This is a genomic window from Brevundimonas sp. CURTG3B2_SDJG (genome assembly GCF_057364705.1).
The window spans coordinates 1-15,858 of the sequence record NZ_JBNFOJ010000034.1 but is presented as its reverse complement, the minus strand read 5'-3'; the positions used below and the strand labels follow the sequence as shown (position 1 = coordinate 15,858).

The 15,858-nt window shown below is 69.2% G+C and carries 12 protein-coding genes and 2 pseudogenes; 10 read left to right on the top strand and 4 right to left on the bottom strand.

The features are described from left to right. Nucleotides 1-73: 73 nt before the first annotated feature. Nucleotides 74-465: pseudogene (locus tag AC2W7C_RS03810) on the top strand (SDR family NAD(P)-dependent oxidoreductase); the annotation flags it as partial. Nucleotides 466-624: 159 nt separating this feature from the next. Here the strand turns inward: AC2W7C_RS03810 and AC2W7C_RS03805 are convergent. After that, a pseudogene (locus AC2W7C_RS03805) lies at nucleotides 625-1,985 on the bottom strand (serine hydrolase domain-containing protein). A gap of 364 nt (nucleotides 1,986-2,349) precedes the next feature. Here AC2W7C_RS03805 and ettA point away from each other — a divergent pair. After that, nucleotides 2,350-4,017, top strand: coding sequence for an energy-dependent translational throttle protein EttA (ettA, locus tag AC2W7C_RS03800; protein ID WP_486000249.1), 1,668 nt, complete (start codon nucleotides 2,350-2,352; stop codon nucleotides 4,015-4,017). 229 nt (nucleotides 4,018-4,246) lie between these two features. On the opposite strand, the gene AC2W7C_RS03795 is transcribed toward ettA, so the two are convergent. Then, nucleotides 4,247-5,962: a PHA/PHB synthase family protein gene (locus AC2W7C_RS03795; protein ID WP_486000248.1), complete on the bottom strand. Its 1,716-nt coding sequence runs from the start codon at nucleotides 5,960-5,962 to the stop codon at nucleotides 4,247-4,249. 132 nt (nucleotides 5,963-6,094) lie between these two features. Continuing rightward, nucleotides 6,095-6,274 carry a hypothetical protein gene (locus AC2W7C_RS03790; protein WP_486000247.1) on the bottom strand — a complete coding sequence of 60 codons (180 nt, stop codon included), beginning with the start codon at nucleotides 6,272-6,274 and terminating at the stop codon, nucleotides 6,095-6,097. A 112-nt stretch (nucleotides 6,275-6,386) separates the two neighbouring features. On the opposite strand from AC2W7C_RS03790, the gene AC2W7C_RS03785 reads away from it, so the two are divergent. The 4 genes from AC2W7C_RS03785 to AC2W7C_RS03770 all read left to right on the top strand — a co-directional run bounded on the left by AC2W7C_RS03785 (nucleotide 6,387) and on the right by AC2W7C_RS03770 (nucleotide 9,224). Further along, nucleotides 6,387-6,866 carry a LysR family transcriptional regulator gene (locus tag AC2W7C_RS03785; RefSeq protein ID WP_486000246.1) on the top strand — a complete coding sequence of 160 codons (480 nt, stop codon included), beginning with the start codon at nucleotides 6,387-6,389 and terminating at the stop codon, nucleotides 6,864-6,866. Nucleotides 6,867-7,094: 228 nt separating this feature from the next. Further along, entirely contained in the window at nucleotides 7,095-7,292 is a 198-nt protein-coding gene (locus AC2W7C_RS03780) for a hypothetical protein (protein ID WP_486000245.1), read from the top strand. 47 nt (nucleotides 7,293-7,339) lie between these two features. Then, on the top strand, nucleotides 7,340-8,272 hold the full coding sequence (locus AC2W7C_RS03775; protein ID WP_486000244.1) for a 2-hydroxyacid dehydrogenase: 933 nt from the start codon (nucleotides 7,340-7,342) through the stop codon (nucleotides 8,270-8,272). Nucleotides 8,273-8,348: 76 nt separating this feature from the next. Beyond that, on the top strand, nucleotides 8,349-9,224 hold the full coding sequence (locus tag AC2W7C_RS03770; protein ID WP_486000243.1) for a DUF6065 family protein: 876 nt from the start codon (nucleotides 8,349-8,351) through the stop codon (nucleotides 9,222-9,224). Here AC2W7C_RS03770 and AC2W7C_RS03765 read toward each other — a convergent pair. Next, nucleotides 9,172-9,741, bottom strand: coding sequence for an EF-hand domain-containing protein (locus tag AC2W7C_RS03765; protein WP_486000242.1), 570 nt, complete (start codon nucleotides 9,739-9,741; stop codon nucleotides 9,172-9,174). The two genes, AC2W7C_RS03770 and AC2W7C_RS03765, sit on opposite strands and share 53 nt — an antisense overlap. A gap of 110 nt (nucleotides 9,742-9,851) precedes the next feature. Between AC2W7C_RS03765 and AC2W7C_RS03760 the strand changes: the two genes are divergently transcribed. The 4 genes from AC2W7C_RS03760 to metH all read left to right on the top strand — a co-directional run bounded on the left by AC2W7C_RS03760 (nucleotide 9,852) and on the right by metH (nucleotide 15,645). Beyond that, entirely contained in the window at nucleotides 9,852-10,814 is a 963-nt protein-coding gene (locus tag AC2W7C_RS03760) for an ArsR/SmtB family transcription factor (RefSeq protein WP_486000241.1), read from the top strand. Then, nucleotides 10,811-11,764, top strand: a complete 954-nt coding sequence (gene metF, locus AC2W7C_RS03755; RefSeq protein WP_486000240.1) for a methylenetetrahydrofolate reductase [NAD(P)H] — start codon at nucleotides 10,811-10,813, stop codon at nucleotides 11,762-11,764. Before AC2W7C_RS03760 ends, metF begins: the two co-directional genes overlap by 4 nt. Before the next feature lie 130 nt (nucleotides 11,765-11,894). Beyond that, on the top strand, nucleotides 11,895-12,977 hold the full coding sequence (locus AC2W7C_RS03750) for a homocysteine S-methyltransferase family protein (RefSeq protein WP_486000239.1): 1,083 nt from the start codon (nucleotides 11,895-11,897) through the stop codon (nucleotides 12,975-12,977). 1 nt (nucleotide 12,978) lies between these two features. Further along, nucleotides 12,979-15,645 (top strand): methionine synthase, encoded by a 2,667-nt coding sequence (metH, locus tag AC2W7C_RS03745; protein WP_486000238.1) that lies wholly within the window; start codon nucleotides 12,979-12,981, stop codon nucleotides 15,643-15,645. Nucleotides 15,646-15,858: the final 213 nt, after the last annotated feature.

Genomic DNA, 15,858 nt, shown 5'->3' with positions numbered 1-15,858 from the left:
GGCCGCAACGCCGTCGCCATCCAGGCCGACGCCGGGAACGCCGGACGGCGCGCGGGCGGCGGTCGACGGGGCCGTGGCCGACCTGGGCGGGATCGACATCCTGGTGAACAACGCAGGCATCGCCCGCGGCGGCCTGATCGCCGACATGACGCTGGAGGACATCGACGCCGTGCTGGACGTCAACGTGCGGGGGGTGGTCCTGACGACCCAGGCGGCGCTCGCCCACATCACCGACGGCGGCCGCATCGTCTCGATCGGCAGTTGCCTGGGCGAACGGGTCGCCTCGCCGGGGATCACCCTCTACTCGGCCACCAAGTCGGCGCTGGAATCGTTCAACCGGGGCCTGGCCCGCGAACTGGGCCGCGCGGGGTGACGGTGAATCTGGTCAAGCCCGGCCCGACCGATACGGACATGAACCCGGCCGACGGCCCGGGCGCGGACGATCAGCGAGCGGGAACGGCGCTGGGCCGCTACGGCCGGCCCGAGGAAATCGCCGCGGCGGTGGCCTTCCTGGCCGGCCCCCGACGCCGGCTTCATTACCGGCACGGGCATCCTGGTCGACGGCGGCGTCAACGCCTGACGCGGCCGGTGGGCGCGGGCGATCGTCGCCCGCGCCCTGCCCGGCTATCGGCGCACGAAGGTCGATCCGGCGTATTCGAGCGACGCGGGCCGTCCATCGGCCCCCAGGGTGAAGACGATCGGTTCGCCCCGGAACGGGGTCAGCTCGACCCTCAGGCTCTCGGGCTGGGTGAAGTATTCGGCGACGGCATGCTGGACGCCGATGGCGACCTCGAGCCGCTCGCCGGCCCGGCGCACCGTCATGACTCCGTAGGCCGGGCTGACATACTCTCCGACATAGGCCTGGTCGGACAGGCTGAGCGTCCTGGGGCGGGCGGCGCGCTCCTGGACCCCCGCCGCCATGCCCGCGCGGCGGCGATCGCGCTGCTCGGCCAGGGCGGTCAGCTTGGCGTCGTAGACCGCCTCCAGATCCGGAACGCCGGCGAACCAGTCGTAGGCGTAGTTGGCCACCAGGTCGGCGAGCTCGCCGGCGAAGGCGTCCTCGTTGACCATCACCGCCACGCCCAGACGGCGTTCGGGCATGAAGGAGACGTGGACCCGCGACCCGGAGAAATTGCCGAAATGGTGGATCAGGACGTCGTCGCCATAACGACCGACCTGCCAGCCCAGCCCGTAGCCCGTCCGGACGTAGGGGCCGAAGGCGGTCTGCTGGGCGACCCTGGAGGCGTGGGTGGAGGCGACGAGACCGGCGGGGAAGACGCGGCGACCGCCGACCACGCCGTCGGAGACCTGGGCCTGGAGCCAGAGGGCCATGTCGTCCGCCGTCGAGACCAAGCCTCCGGCCGACTGCATGGTGGCGTCGGTCTTCTGCAGATACGAGCGCTCGGGCCGACCCGGGACGCGTCCGAAATGGCCGGCCGCGACCGCGCCGGCGGCCCGGGCCTCGTCGATGCGGGCGGTCGTATGGATCATGCCCAGGGGCTTCAGGACCTCGTCGTCCACCAGGTCGCGCCAGTCACGGCCCCAGCGATGCTCGATGAGCACGGTGGCCAGGTTGTAGCCGACGTTGGTGTACTCGAACGTCCCATAAGGCGTCTCGGGGTCGGCGTGGGTCTCGGCCGTCAGGTTCCACAGGGTCGCGGGCGTCCAGTCGCCGGAGAAGGCGACGCGATAGCCGATCGCGCCGTTGTCCAGGCCCGAGCGGTGGCTGAGCAGGTCGTCAGGGTGACGCGGCCGGCGAGGTCGGCCGGGATGCGGGTGTCGGGCGACCAGGCGGACAGGGGCGCGTCCAGATCGACCTCCCCCCGCCCAGCCATCGCCGCGATCGCCAGGGCGGTGAACGCCTTGGTCGAGGAGGCGATGTAGAACGGGGTGTCGGCCGTCACCGCCGCCCCGCTTTCGACGTCGGCCACGCCGAAGCCGGCCGTGTGGATCGCGCCCTGGCCGTCCACCACCGCCACCGCCATTCCAGGAACCGCCTCGATCCGCTCCAGCGCCTTGCGCGCGAAGGCGTCGAGGGCTTCGGGGAAGTGGTCCCGGTCCTGAGCCGAGGCGGCCCCAGGCAGGCAGGCGAACAGGACGGCCGCAAAGGCCAGACGGACAGGACGCATGGTTCGAGATATCCCCCGCGTCAGAATGAGCGGCGCGACGACATGAGGCGACGACCCGGCCCGGCGGATGCAGGACCCGATGAAAATCAGGCCGCAGGCTTCACCGCGACGTCACGAAACCGCCTCGCCCGACCGCTAGTCATTTGCCCTTCGGCCCGGCGCTCGCTACATCCCGCGCCAACCTCCCCTAAATCCGACCCAGCAAGGCGCGACGCACCTCATGGCGCAGCAATACATTTTCCAGATGCAGGGCCTGACCAAGGCCTTTCCCGGCGGCAAGAAGATCTTCGAGAACATCTGGCTGAGCTTCTACTCCGACGCCAAGATCGGCGTGGTCGGGGTCAACGGCTCGGGCAAGTCCACCCTGCTGAAGATCATGGCCGGGCTGGACAAGGAATTCTCGGGCGAGGCCAAGGCCGCCGACGGAATCAAGCGCGGCTACCTGGAGCAGGAGCCGCAGCTGGATCCCGCACTGAACGTCCGCCAGAACGTCGAGGCCTGGTGCGAGGAGAAGCAGTGGGTCAACCGCTTCAACGAAGTGGCCGCCGAGCTGGGCGAGAACTACACCGACGAGTTGATGGAGGAGATGACCGCCCTCCAGGAGAAGATCGACGCGGCCGACGTCTGGGACATCGACAGCCGCATCGAGATGGCGATGGACGCCCTGCGCTGCCCGCCGGACGACTGGGAGGTCACCAACCTGTCCGGCGGCGAGAAGCGTCGCGTGGCGCTGGCCCGTCTGCTGCTGTCCAAGCCCGACATGCTGCTGATGGACGAACCGACCAACCACCTGGACGCCGAGTCGGTCGCCTGGCTGCAGCACCATCTGGAAAGCTTCCCGGGCTGCGTGATCCTTGTCACCCACGACCGCTACTTCCTGGACCAGGTCACCAAGTGGACGCTGGAGCTGGACCGCGGCAAGGGCCACCCGCACGAGGGCAACTACTCCTCGTGGCTGGAGGCCAAGCAGAAGCGCGTGGTCCAGGAGCAGTCGGAATCCGAAGCCCGCCAGCGCGCCCTCACCCGCGAGCTGGAATGGGTCCGCTCGGGCGCCAAGGCCCGCCAAGCGAAATCGAAGGCGCGTCTGGCCGCTTATGAGAAGATGGTCGCCGAACAGGAGAACGCGACCAAGGCGCAGTCCTTCGCCGTCATCCAGATCCCGCCGGGGCCGCGCCTGGGCAACGTCGTGCTGGAGGTCGAGGGCCTGCAGAAGTCGTATGGCGACAAGGTCCTGTTCGACAACCTGACCTTCAAGCTGCCGCCGAACGGCATCGTCGGCGTCATCGGCCCCAACGGCGCCGGTAAGTCGACGATGTTCAAGCTGATCACCGGCCAGGAGCAGCCGGACGGCGGCACGATCAAGGTCGGCGAGACCGTCAAGCTGGCCTATGTCGACCAGTCGCGCGACGACCTGAAGCCGGACGAGACCATCTGGCAGGCCATCAGTGGCGGCACCGACATCATGATGGTCGGCAAGCGCGAGATTAACTCCAGAGCCTACGTCGGCAGCTTCAACTTCAAGGGCGGCGATCAGCAGAAGAAGGTCGGCCAGCTGTCGGGCGGCGAGCGCAACCGAGTGCACCTGGCCAAGACCCTGGCCTCGGGCGGCAACCTGATCCTGCTCGACGAACCGACGAACGACCTGGACATCGAGACGCTGCAGAACCTGGAAGAGGCGCTGGAGGAGTTCGCCGGCTGCGCCGTGGTCATCAGCCACGACCGCTGGTTCCTGGACCGTCTGGCGACCCACATCCTGGCGTTCGAGGGCGACAGCCACGTCGAATGGTTCGAGGGCAATTTCGAAGCCTACGAAGAGGACAAGAAGCGCCGGCTGGGCGCCGACAGCCTGATCCCGCATCGGATCAAGTTCCAGAAGTTCGGGCGGTAAGAACAAGAAGGGCGGCGGTTCGAACCGCCGCCCTTTTCCTTGATGTCAATCGACATTCACCTCTAGCCGTCATTCCGGGGCGTCCGCAGGACGAACCCGGAACCCAGGAGGTCTGAACTCTGCGTCGAACACAGTCGGCCGCCTGACTGTAGCCCTGGGTTCGGGGTTCTTCGCGTCGCTCAGCCCCGGAATGACGATCTCAGAACGCTAAACGCTCCGAACATCGACCCTAGTGCTTCACCCGGACGTAAGCGCCCGGCGCGGCCTCGCCGGCCTTCAGCTTGCCGGAGCCTGGTTTCCGAGCCTTGACCTTGTCGTCGCCCGCCGCCTGGTCCAGCCAGCCCTGCCACTCGGGCCACCAGGAGCCGGGCTTCTGTTCCGCGCCCGCCAGCCAGGCGTCGGCGTCGGCCGGGGCGTCGTCGTTGACCCAGTAGCCGTGCTTGCCGGCGGCCGGCGGATTGATCATCCCGGCGTTGTGACCCGAGCCGCCCAGCAGGAAGCGCGTCGGCCCTCCGAAGTAGGACCGACCGGCGTAGGTTGTCTTCCAGGCCGCGACGTGGTCGTCCTTCAGGGCCACGATCATCACCGGGGTCTTGATCGCCGACAGGTCGAGCGCGACGCCGTCGACGGTGACGCCGCCCCTGTCCTTCAGCCGGTTCTGCTGGAGCACCTGTCGGCCGTATTCCTTCAGCAGGCGCGCCGGGATGCGGGCGCCGTCGTCGAACCACCACAGCAGGTCCGAGGCGCGGACCTCGTCGCCCAGCAGGTAGTGGTTGACCACCGACGACCAGATCAGGTCGTTGGCGCGGACCGTCGAGAACAGCTTGGCGAGATCGTGCGCCTCGACATAGCCCTTGTGATCCAGATAGCGGTCGAAGGCCTTCAGATCGGCCTCGCTGGTGAACACCGACCACTCGCCCATGTCGCCGAAGTCGACCAGGGTCGCGATCAGGGTGGCGCTGGCCACGCGGTCCCCGCGACCGGTCTGCGCCAGATAGGCCAGGGCCATCGCCGTGAGGGTGCCGCCCAGGCAGTAGGAGACCAGGTCGACATCGCCCTCGCCCGTCGCCTGCTCGACGGCGTCCATGGCGGCGATCAGGCCGTCGGCCACGTAGCGGTCCAGGCCGGTGTCGGCCTGGCTCTCATCCGGATTGGCCCAGGAGATGACGAAGACCGTATGCCCCTGATCGACCAACCATTTCAGGTAGCTGGACTTGGGCGACAGGTCGAACAGGTAGTATTTGTTGACCAGCGGCGGCACGAACAGCAGCGGCCGGCGATAGACCTTGTCGGTCGTCGGCGCGTACTGGATCAGCTCCATCAGGTCGGTCTTGAACACCACCGCGCCGGGCGTGGCGGCGATGTTGACGCCCAGCTCGAAATCGTTCGGCGCGCGGCGCTGGATCAGGCCCTGGCCGGTGGAGACGTCTTCCAGCAGGTTGGACAGGCCGGTCATCAGGTTCAGGCCGCCGCTCTCGATGGTGCGACGGGCGACCTGGGGATTGGTCTGGGCGAAGTTGGTCGGGGCTAGGGCGTTGACCAGCTGACGGCTGACGAAGTCGACCTGGGTGCGGACCTCGTCGGTGACCGGAGCCGTGGCGACGAAGTCCTGAAGCTGGCGCGCGGCCAGCAGATAGGACTGCTTGATGAAGTCGTAGACCGGCTCGTCGGTCCAGGCCGGATCGGCGAAGCGGCGGTCGCCCTTGGCCGGCGCGGCCACCGGCGCGGGCGTCTGACCCAGGGCGCGCTCGCCCATAGTGCGCCACAGGGCGGTCCAGTCGCTCCACCCTTTGGCCTGAGCCGCCATCAGGGCCGCCGGCTGCATCATCACGCTGGCGTTGAAGGCCAGGATCGCCTGGGTCAGGGTCGCCGGGTCGTAGGGCAGCGGTTCCGGCGACACGGCTTGGGACCAGACCGCGCGCGTCGCGGCGCCGGCGTTCCGCATCAGCTGGGTCAGGGTCTCGGCGACGACCAGGGGGTCGGGCGCGCCGCGAAGGCCGAGAACAGGGCGTTGGCCGGATGGGCCGCCGAGACGCCGGGAAGGCCGTTGGTCTGCGCATCGGACATGAGCGCCGCCTCAGAGCGAGAGAAGAACGTCGACCGCCGCGCAATCGCTCGGCGCCACGAACAGGAACGCCAGGGCGCGGTCCGGGTTCTGAGCCGTCCAAATCGGGCAAGGCGCTTCGGCGGCGTCGATCAGGGCGGCGACGCCGGCGGCGGTCTGAAGCATCGGGTAGGCGGCGGAATCGAAGGGCATGACGGTCTTTCGGGGCGCTCGGGTTCGACGAGCGGCGATATGTCATGGCTTTTCTGCGAAGGCGATGGCAAGTTTCGCGAAATCGATGTGCATTTTTGCACAGGACCCTCGCATGTCGGACTTCAACTGGAACGACCTCCGCGCCTTCCTGGCCGTGGCGCGAACGGGCCGCCTGACCGGCGCCGCCGCGCGGGCGGGAATGGATCACACCACGGTCGGGCGCCGCATCGCCGCGCTGGAGGCCGGGCTGGGCGCGCGGCTGTTCGACCGCAGCCCTCAGGGCTACGCCCTGACCGCGCACGGCGAACGCCTGATGCCGACCGCCGAGACGATCGAGAGCCTGACCCTGCTGGCCGCCCACGAACTGGGCGAGGCGGACCAGGCCCTGAGCGGGACGGTGCGCATCGGCGCGCCGGAAGGCTTCGGCAGCTATGTGCTGGCTCCGCTGATGGCGCGGCTCGCGGACCGGCACCCGAACCTGGACATCCAGCTGGTGGCCATCTCGGGCGTCCTCAGCCTGTCCAAGCGCGAGGCGGACATCGCCGTGACGCTCAGCGCCCCTCGCGAGGCCGTCTGGCGGCGCGCAAGCTGACCGACTATGCGCTGAGCCTGTACGCCTCGCCCGGCTACCTGGACGCCCGCCCGCCGATCCGGACCCGGGCCGACATGGCCGGCCATCGCTTCATCGGCTACATCGGCGACCTGCTGTACGCCCCGGAACTGGATTACATGTCGGCGCCCGACGTGGACATCCATGTGGGCCTGCAGAGCTCCAACCTGATCGCCCAGCTTCAGGCCTGCCTGGCGCGCCGGCCTGTGCGTGCTGCCCGACTTCATCGCCGCGCGCGAACCGATGCTCCGGCGGGTCTTGCCCGACGCCGTGCGCCTGGACCGCAGCCTGTGGCTGGTGGTGCACGCGGACCTGCGCAGCCTGGCCCGGATCCGGGCGGTGACGGCGATGATCGTCGAGGCGGTCAAGGCCGACCGCCCCCTGTTCGGGCCGCCGGCGCCCGCCTGACGCCGCGGCGCTTGGCGGGGCGCGTCCGGCCTGATGTAATCCCCGTCATGACCCAACGCTCCGCCGTCCTGATCATGCAGCGGCACCTCGCGCCGCTCAGCCCCTTCCTGGAGGGCGCCTACGATGTCTACCGGTTCTGGGAAGGGCCGCCGCTGGAGGCGGCGCACGACATCGGGGCCCTGGTCGTGGCCGGCGAGTTCGCCCTGGACAAGCACCTGATCGAAAGTCTGCCGAACCTGCGGCTGATCGCCTGCTTCACGTCGGGTTACGACGGCATAGACGTCGAATGGTGCCGCGCGCGCGGTTTGGCCGTCAGCCACGCGCCAGGCGTCAACCACGAGGACGTGGCCGACCACGCCATCGGCCTGATCCTGGCCGCGCGGCGTCAGATCTCGGCCGGCGACCGAGCCCTGAGGGCCGGCGGCTGGACGGCGGAGACCAAGACCGTCACCCCGTCGCTGAAGGACCAGCGACTCGGCGTCGTCGGCCTGGGCGCGATCGGGGACGCGGTGGCGCGCCGGGCCGAGGCGCTGCGCATGACGGTGCGATGGTGGGGGCCGCGGGAGAAGGCCGCGGACTGGCCGCGCGCCGCGACGCTGATGGACCTGGCCCGGGACAGCGACATCCTGGTGGTCGCCTGCAAGGCGGACGAGAGCAACCGGGGGCTGATCTCGCGCGAGGTCGTCGAGGCGCTGGGGCCGCAGGGCCTGCTGGTCAATGTGGCGCGCGGCCAACTGGTCGACGAGACGGCCCTGATCGCCGCGTTGAAGGACGGACGCCTGGGTCAGGCGGCGCTGGACGTCTTCGAGACCGAACCGACGGTGGCGGCGCGCTGGGTCGACGTCCCCAACACCGTGCTGACGCCCCATACGGGCGGCGCCACGACCGAGGCCGTCCAGGGAATGCTGATGCTGCTGATGCAGAATCTGGCGGCCGCCTTCGCGGACGAGCCGCTGAAGACGCCGGTTCCGGAAGCCTGAGACCTTTCCGGGCTGGCGGGCGCGACGCTTCTGCGGTCTGATGCGGCGACCAGAACCGCCTGATGCGAGAGCCCGCTTGAGCCAGACCCTGATCGAAACCGGCGCCGAAACGTCGCCGCTCCAGCTTGAGTGTTTCCCGGTGCGGCCCAATCCGCCGCAGATCGTGCCCGGGCGGCCGGACCGCGACTGGATGGACGCCTTCGCCGCGCGGCATCCCTATCGCTGCCTGCCGCTGAGCATGGCCAACACCACCGGCTGGGAGATCCTGTGCCCGTTCGGGTTCGAGGTGGAGTGGAACGGCGGGCTGGGCGCCGAGGCGATCCGGTTCAAGCCCGACGCCGACGCGACGCTGTTCGAGCATTTCGCCGTGTCGCACTTCACCCACGGGGTGGTCACCTTCCATGTCGGGTGGCTGTTCCGCACGCCGCCGGGCTGGGCGCTGAGGGCCTCGGGCTCGCCCAACCGGTTCAAGCACGGGATCGCGCCGCTGGAGGGCCTGGTCGAGACCGACTGGCTGCCCTACCCCTTCACGATGAACTGGCGCTTCACCGCGCCGGGCCGGGTGCGGTTCGAGAAGGACGAGCCCTTCTGCTTCATCCAGCCGATCGAGCACCACAAGATCGAGGCGTTCCAGCCGGTGGGGGCGCCGCTGGCGGCCGACAGCGACCTGTCTCGCCAGTACGAGGCTTGGAAGGAAGTCCGCACCGAGTTCAACAACCGCATGGCCGACGGCGATCCCGAGGCGGTCAAACAGGCCTGGCAGCGCTACTATTTCCGGGGCGAATATCCGGACCAGAGCACGGCCCGGCCCGAGGGACACGTCAACAAGCGCCGCCTGGCCTCCGTGCCCCAGACGGCGGCCCCCGCCGCCCCGGCGCCGACCGCCGCGACGGTGGACTTCAAGGGATGGTCGGCCCTGGGCGCGGCCGGCAAGCCCAAGGCGGACGGCTGAGGCTCGTCAGCCGCCCGACGGCTCGGGCGGCATCGGCATGGGCATGGGCGCCGGCTGGGGCATCGGAATGGCCATGGGCCGAGGCGGCGCAGGCGGCTGAGGCAGCTCGTCGTCGCCAGCCGGCCGTCGCCGTCGCGGTCCATCCGCGCGAACATGCGCCCGCGCCCGCCGACAACTCTTCCCGGCTGACCCGGGCGTCGCGATCGGCGTCCGACTGGGAGATCATGCCGCGCAGCCGGCTGCCGCCCCGCGCCGCGACCTCGGGCCGGGAGAGGCTCGCCATCTCGTCGCCGGTGATCGATCCGTCCTGGTTGGCGTCCAGGCGGGTGAACAACCGGTCCGCCCAGGGGGCTACCTCGTCCGTCGCGCGCGGCAACATCATGCCCCCGCCCATGCGGCCTTCGACGGGTGGGCCCGGCGGGGTCGGGGCGGCTTGAGGAGTCTGGGCCTGGGCGGCGGCCGCGGCCAGCATCAGCAGGGCGGCGACGGCGGGGGCGAGAAGAGTCGATCGGGTCATCGGAACATCCAGCGACAAGGAGGCTGCGGGGACCAGACTGTTCCGCAAACACCCCCCTGACCAGCGGTTTTTCCTTGCATAATCATATAAGGATATCTTTATATAAGCCGATGTCGTTGACCGCCGACCAGACCGTCGAAGTCCTTCGGGCCGCAGGCGAACCCACCCGCTTGCGGGTCCTGTCGTTGCTGGCCGGCGAGGAGCTGTCGGTGATGGAGCTGTCGCGCATCCTGGAGCAGAGCCAGCCCCGTGTGTCGCGGCATCTGAAGCTGATGGCCGATTCCGGGCTGATCGAACGCTTTCCCGACGGCGCGCGCGTCTTCTACCGGCTGTCGTCCGATCACCGGGCGCGACGGCTGATCGACACGGTCCTGGACATGCTGGACGACGGCGCGGGTGAAGCGGACGACCGGCGGCTGGAGGATGTCCGCCGCGAGCGCGAGATCGCCGCAAGCGCCTATTTCGAACGCATCGCCCCTCAATGGGACCGGATCCGTTCGCTCTACGTCAGCGAGACCGCGGTCGAGAACGCCATCCTTAAGGCGGCGGGGGACGGCCCGTTCGAGCGGGTCGTCGACCTGGGCACGGGCTCCGGTCGGATGCTGACCCTGCTGGGCGACCGGGCGCGGGTGTCTGTCGGCCTGGATCTCAGCCAGAACATGCTGAACCTGGCCCGCACGAACGTCACCAGAGCGGGTCTGGAGAAGGTCGAGCTTCGCCACGGCGACATTTTCGCCACCCGCCTGCCCCAGCAGAGCGCCGACCTGGTGCTGGTGCACCAGGTCCTGCACTATCTGGCCGATCCCGCCGCCGCGGTGGCCGAGGCAGCTCGGCTGGTCACCCCGGGCGGGCGGCTGCTGATCGTCGATTTCGCGCCCCATGCGCTGGAGCACCTGCGCGAAGAGCATCAACACCGCCGGCTGGGCTTCTCGGACGACGAGATGCGCCGATGGCTGACCGGTGCGGGCCTGGAACCCGCCGCCCCCACCGCCCTACCCCCGGACACCGAAGGCCTGACCGTGTCGATCTGGACCGCCACCCGCCCCATCCAAGCCCAGGCCGACGCGGCATGACCGGCGGACCCGTCAGCCTGGCCGAAGCGCGCGCGCTCTTGCTGTCGCCGCTCGGTCCCATCGCCCGCGCGGGGCAGGACGCCTCGCGCCCGCGGGTGTCGTTCGAGTTCTTCCCGCCCAAGTCGGACGAGGCCGAGGCCAATCTCTGGAAGGCCATCCGGCGCCTGGAGCCGCTCGAGCCGGCCTTCGTCTCGGTGACCTACGGCGCGGGCGGATCGACCCGCGAGCGCACCCACCGCACGGTCCAGCGCATCCTGGCCGAGACCTCGCTTCGCCCGGCCGCCCATCTGACCTGCGTCGAGGCCAGCCGCGAAGAGGTCGACGAGGTCGTCGAGAGCTACAAGGCCATCGGCGTCGATCATATCGTCGCCTTGCGCGGCGACCCGCCCGGCGGATCAGGCATCGGCGGCGCCTACCAGCCCCGCGCGGACGGCTACGCCAACGCGACCGAGCTGACCCGCGCTATCTCGCGCATCGGCGGGTTCGACGTCACCGTGGGCGTCTATCCGGAACGGCATCCGGAAAGCCCGTCCATCGAGCACGACATCGAGGTCCTGAAAGCCAAGGTGGACGCCGGCGCGACCCGCGCCGTCAGCCAGTTCTTTTTCGACATCGACGCCTTCCTGCGTTTCCGCGACCGCGTGAGGGCCGCAGGCGTGACCCTTCCGCTGATCCCCGGGATCATGCCGGTCTCGAACTTCGCCGGGCTGCAACGGATGTGCGGCGCCTGCGGGGCCAACATTCCGGAGTGGCTGAAGGCGCATTTCGACGGCCTGGACGACGATCCCGAGACCCGCAAGCTGATCGCCGCCTCCGTCGCCGCCGAAACCTGCGCGCGGCTGCAGGAGGAAGGCTTCTCGGATTTCCACTTCTACACGCTGAACCGCGCCGACCTAGTCTACGCCATCTGCCGGGTGCTGGGCGTGCGCGAGCAGAGGACCCCCGCATGACCGCCCGCCTGTTCTCCCTGTCCTGCGCCGGATGCCGCTGGGCCGCCGAACAGCTGGGGCGCGGCCTGCCGCCGGCCGTCTCGCGGCCGTTGTCGGCGTATGGAACGCGCGCCCGCACAGGAGTCCGCCCATGACCCGCGCCGAACGCATCGCCGCCCTGCACGCCGCCGCCAAGGAACGCATCCTGGTGCTGGACGGCAGCTGGGGCGTGATGATCCAGCGCCGCGAACTGGACGAGGCCGATTTCCGCGGCGACCGCTTCGTCGCCGCCAACGGCTATGACGAAAAGCACCAGATGAAGGGGAACAACGACATCCTCTGCATCACCCGTCCCGACATCATCGCCGACCTTCACGACCAGTACTACGCCGCCGGCGCCGACATCAGCGAGACCAACACCTTCTCGGCCACCGTCATCGCCCAGGAAGACTACGCCCTGGACGCCCAGGCGGTCTGGGACATCAATCTGGAAGGCGCCCGGCTGGCCCGCGCCGCCGCGGACCGCTGGACCGGGAAGGAGCCGACGAAGCCGCGCTTCGCCGCCGGTTCGATCGGGCCGCTGAACAAGATGCTGTCCATGTCCTCGGACGTGAACGACCCCGGCGCGCGGTCAGTCACCTTCGACCAGGTCTATGAGGCCTACCGCCACCAGGTGCGGGCGCTGCACGAGGGCGGGGTGGACCTGTACCTGATCGAGACCATCACTGACACGCTGAACTGCAAGGCCGCGATCAAGGCCATCCTGGACCTTCAGGACGAGGGCCTGGAGCCCCTGCCGATCTGGATCTCGGGCACCATCGTCGACCGCTCGGGCCGGACGCTGAGCGGCCAGACGGCCGAGGCCTTCTGGCACAGCGTGCGCCACGCCAAGCCGTTCGCGGTGGGCTTCAACTGCGCCCTGGGCGGCGAGCTGATGCGGCCCTTCATCGCCGAGCTGGCGCGGGTCGCCGACACCCTGGTCGCCGCCTATCCGAACGCCGGCCTGCCCAACGCCATGGGCCAGTACGACGAGCAGCCGCACGAGACCGCCCACTTCATCGAGGAATGGGCGCGCTCGGGCCTGGTCAACATCGTCGGCGGCTGCTGCGGCACGACGCCGGAGCATATCCAACACGTGGCGGAGGAGGTGGCGGGCTTGCCGCCCCGCGCCATTCCGGAGCGACCGACAGCGATGCGATTGTCGGGGCTGGAACCCTTTGAACTGGTAGCCTGAGTTGCGTCCCACCTTCATCAACGTCGGCGAACGGACCAACGTCACCGGCTCGGCCAAATTCCGCAAGCTGGTCGTCGAGGGCGACTATGCGGCCGCGCTGGACGTCGCCCGCCAGCAGGTCGAGGCCGGGGCCGCCGTCATCGACATCAACATGGACGAGGGCCTGCTGGACGGCGTCGTGGCCATGCGAACCTTCCTGAACCTCATCGCCGCCGAGCCCGACATCGCACGCGTGCCGGTGATGATCGACAGCTCCAAATGGGAGGTGATCGAGGCGGGTCTGAAGTGCGTCCAAGGCAAGCCGATCGTGAATTCGATCAGCATGAAGGCCGGCGAGGCGGAGTTCCGCGAACAGGCGGTCAAATGCCTGCGCTACGGCGCCGCCGTGGTGGTCATGGCCTTCGACGAGGTGGGCCAGGCCGACACCGCCGCGCGCAAGATCGAGATCTGCACCCGCGCCTATCGCATCCTGGTGGACGAGGTCGGCTTCCCGCCCGAGGACATCATCTTCGACCCTAATATCTTCGCCGTGGCGACGGGGATCGAGGAGCACGACAACTACGCCGTCGACTTCATCGAGGCGACGCGCGAGATCAAGCGCACGCTGCCCTACGCCCGCGTCTCGGGCGGGGTGTCGAACGTCTCGTTCAGCTTCCGCGGCAACGAGCCGGTGCGCCGGGCGATCCACTCGGTGTTCCTGTACCACGCCATCCAGGCGGGGATGGACATGGGCATCGTCAACGCCGGCGACCTGCCGGTCTACGACGACATCGACCCCCGACTACGCGAGGCGGTCGAGGACGTGATCCTGAACCGGCCCCAGCGAACGAACGTGTCCAACACCGAGCGGCTGGTGGACATGGCGCCCGACTACAAGGGCGAGAAGGGTCAGGCGCGGGTCGTGGACCTGAGCTGGCGCGAACAGCCCGTGGCCAAGCGCATCGAGCACGCCCTGGTGCACGGCATCACCGAGTTCATCGAGGCCGACACCGAAGAGGCGCGGCTGTCGGTCGAGCGGCCCCTGCACGTCATCGAGGGCCCCCTGATGGACGGGATGAACGTGGTCGGCGACCTGTTCGGCTCGGGCAAGATGTTCCTGCCGCAGGTGGTGAAATCCGCTCGGGTGATGAAGCAGGCCGTGGCCTGGCTGGAACCCTTCATGGAGGCCGAGAAGGAGGGTCAGGCGCGCGCGTCCAACGGCAAGATCCTGATGGCCACGGTCAAGGGCGACGTCCACGACATCGGCAAGAACATCGTCGGCGTCGTCCTTCAGTGCAACAACTACGAGGTCGTGGACCTGGGCGTCATGGTTCCGGCCGACCGCATCCTGGACGAGGCGGTGGCGAACGACTGCGACATCGTCGGCCTGTCCGGCCTGATCACCCCGTCGTTGGACGAGATGGTCTTCGTCGCCTCGGAGATGGAGCGGCGGGGCCTGTCGATCCCGTTGCTGATCGGCGGCGCCACCACCAGCCGGACCCATACGGCGGTCAAGATCGAGCCGGCCTATCGCCGCGGCTCCACGACCTATGTGATCGACGCCAGCCGCGCCGTGGGCGTGGTGTCGGGCCTGCTGTCGCCCACCGAGAAGGCCCGGAACGAGGCCGCCACGCGCGACGAGTACGTCCGTATCCGCGAGCAATTCGCTCGCGGCCAGGAGGTCAAGGCGCGCGCCGCCCTGCCGGACGCCCGGGCCAACCGTTTCCGGCCCGATCCGGAAGCGCCCCCGCCTCCCCGCCCCTCCTTCCTGGGCGTTCGCGCCTTCGACGCCTGGGACCTGGGCGATCTGGCGGCGCACATCGACTGGACGCCCTTCTTCGCCAGCTGGGAGCTGATCGGCCGCTATCCGCTGATCCTGGAGGACGAGATCGTCGGCGAGGCCGCCCGCGACCTGTTCAAGGACGCCCAGGCGATGCTGAGGCGGATCGTCGACGAGAAATGGTTCACGGCCCGCGGCGTCGTCGGCTTCTGGCCCGCGAACGCCCGGGGCGACGACATCGTGGTGTGGGACGACGAGACCCGCACCCGGGAGCTCGCCCGCTTCCACGGTCTTCGCCAGCAGATCGCCAAGACCAACGGCAAGCCGAACCTGTGCCTGTCGGACTTCGTGGCCGAGGACGGCGACGACTGGCTGGGCGCCTTCGCGGTGACCGCCGGCCACGGCGAGCTGGAGAAGGCCGCCGAGTTCAAGGCCAAGGGAGACGACTATTCGTCGATCCTGGCCACCGCCCTGGCCGACCGGCTGGCCGAGGCTTTCGCCGAGCGGCTGCACAAGGAGGTGCGGACCCAGCTGTGGGGCTATGTCCCGGACGAGCAGACCTCGGTGCAGGACCTGATCGAGGAGAGATACCTCGGCATCCGCCCCGCCCCCGGCTATCCGGCCCAGCCCGACCATACAGAAAAAGCCACGCTTTTCCGTCTGTTGCAGGCTGATCTAAACGCGGGAATGGCGCTAACCGAGAGCTTCGCCATGACGCCGCCGGCCTCGGTGTCCGGTCTCTACTTCGGCCATCCGCAGAGCCATTACTTCGGCGTCGGCAAGATCGACCGGGACCAGGCCGAGGACTACGCTCGGCGCAAGGGCTGGCCGGTGGAGACCGCCGAGCGGTGGCTGGCGCCGATCCTGAACTACGATCCGGCGAGCATAGGACGGACGGAGGCGGCGTAATCTTCCCCCCTGTGAGGGGAAGATAACCTACTCCAGCCCGACCTCGCGCGGCGTGGCTGGCGGGGCGGTGATGTTCTCGCGGATGCGGCGTGCGGCATGCTCGCAGCGGCCCCGGCAGGCCGAAGAACAGGCCGAAGGCCTGGCTGCGCGTCGCCTCGTCCTGGGTCATCAGCGGCGTCCACTTGGCCGTGGCCTCGGCGGCCGCGGCGCGGG

Excerpts from the sequence above, each read along its gene's own strand:
- AC2W7C_RS03790 (WP_486000247.1), bottom strand. The coding sequence starts at position 6,274 with ATGCCCTTCGATTCCGCCGCCTACCCGATGCTTCAGACCGCCGCCGGC.
- AC2W7C_RS03785 (WP_486000246.1), top strand. The coding sequence starts at position 6,387 with ATGTCGGACTTCAACTGGAACGACCTCCGCGCCTTCCTGGCCGTGGCG.
- AC2W7C_RS03750 (WP_486000239.1), top strand. The coding sequence starts at position 11,895 with ATGACCCGCGCCGAACGCATCGCCGCCCTGCACGCCGCCGCCAAGGAA.
- AC2W7C_RS03775 (WP_486000244.1), top strand. The coding sequence starts at position 7,340 with ATGACCCAACGCTCCGCCGTCCTGATCATGCAGCGGCACCTCGCGCCG.
- AC2W7C_RS03760 (WP_486000241.1), top strand. The coding sequence starts at position 9,852 with ATGTCGTTGACCGCCGACCAGACCGTCGAAGTCCTTCGGGCCGCAGGC.
- AC2W7C_RS03795 (WP_486000248.1), bottom strand. The coding sequence starts at position 5,962 with ATGCGGAACGCCGGCGCCGCGACGCGCGCGGTCTGGTCCCAAGCCGTG.
- AC2W7C_RS03765 (WP_486000242.1), bottom strand. The coding sequence starts at position 9,741 with ATGACCCGATCGACTCTTCTCGCCCCCGCCGTCGCCGCCCTGCTGATG.
- ettA (WP_486000249.1), top strand. The coding sequence starts at position 2,350 with ATGGCGCAGCAATACATTTTCCAGATGCAGGGCCTGACCAAGGCCTTT.
- metF (WP_486000240.1), top strand. The coding sequence starts at position 10,811 with ATGACCGGCGGACCCGTCAGCCTGGCCGAAGCGCGCGCGCTCTTGCTG.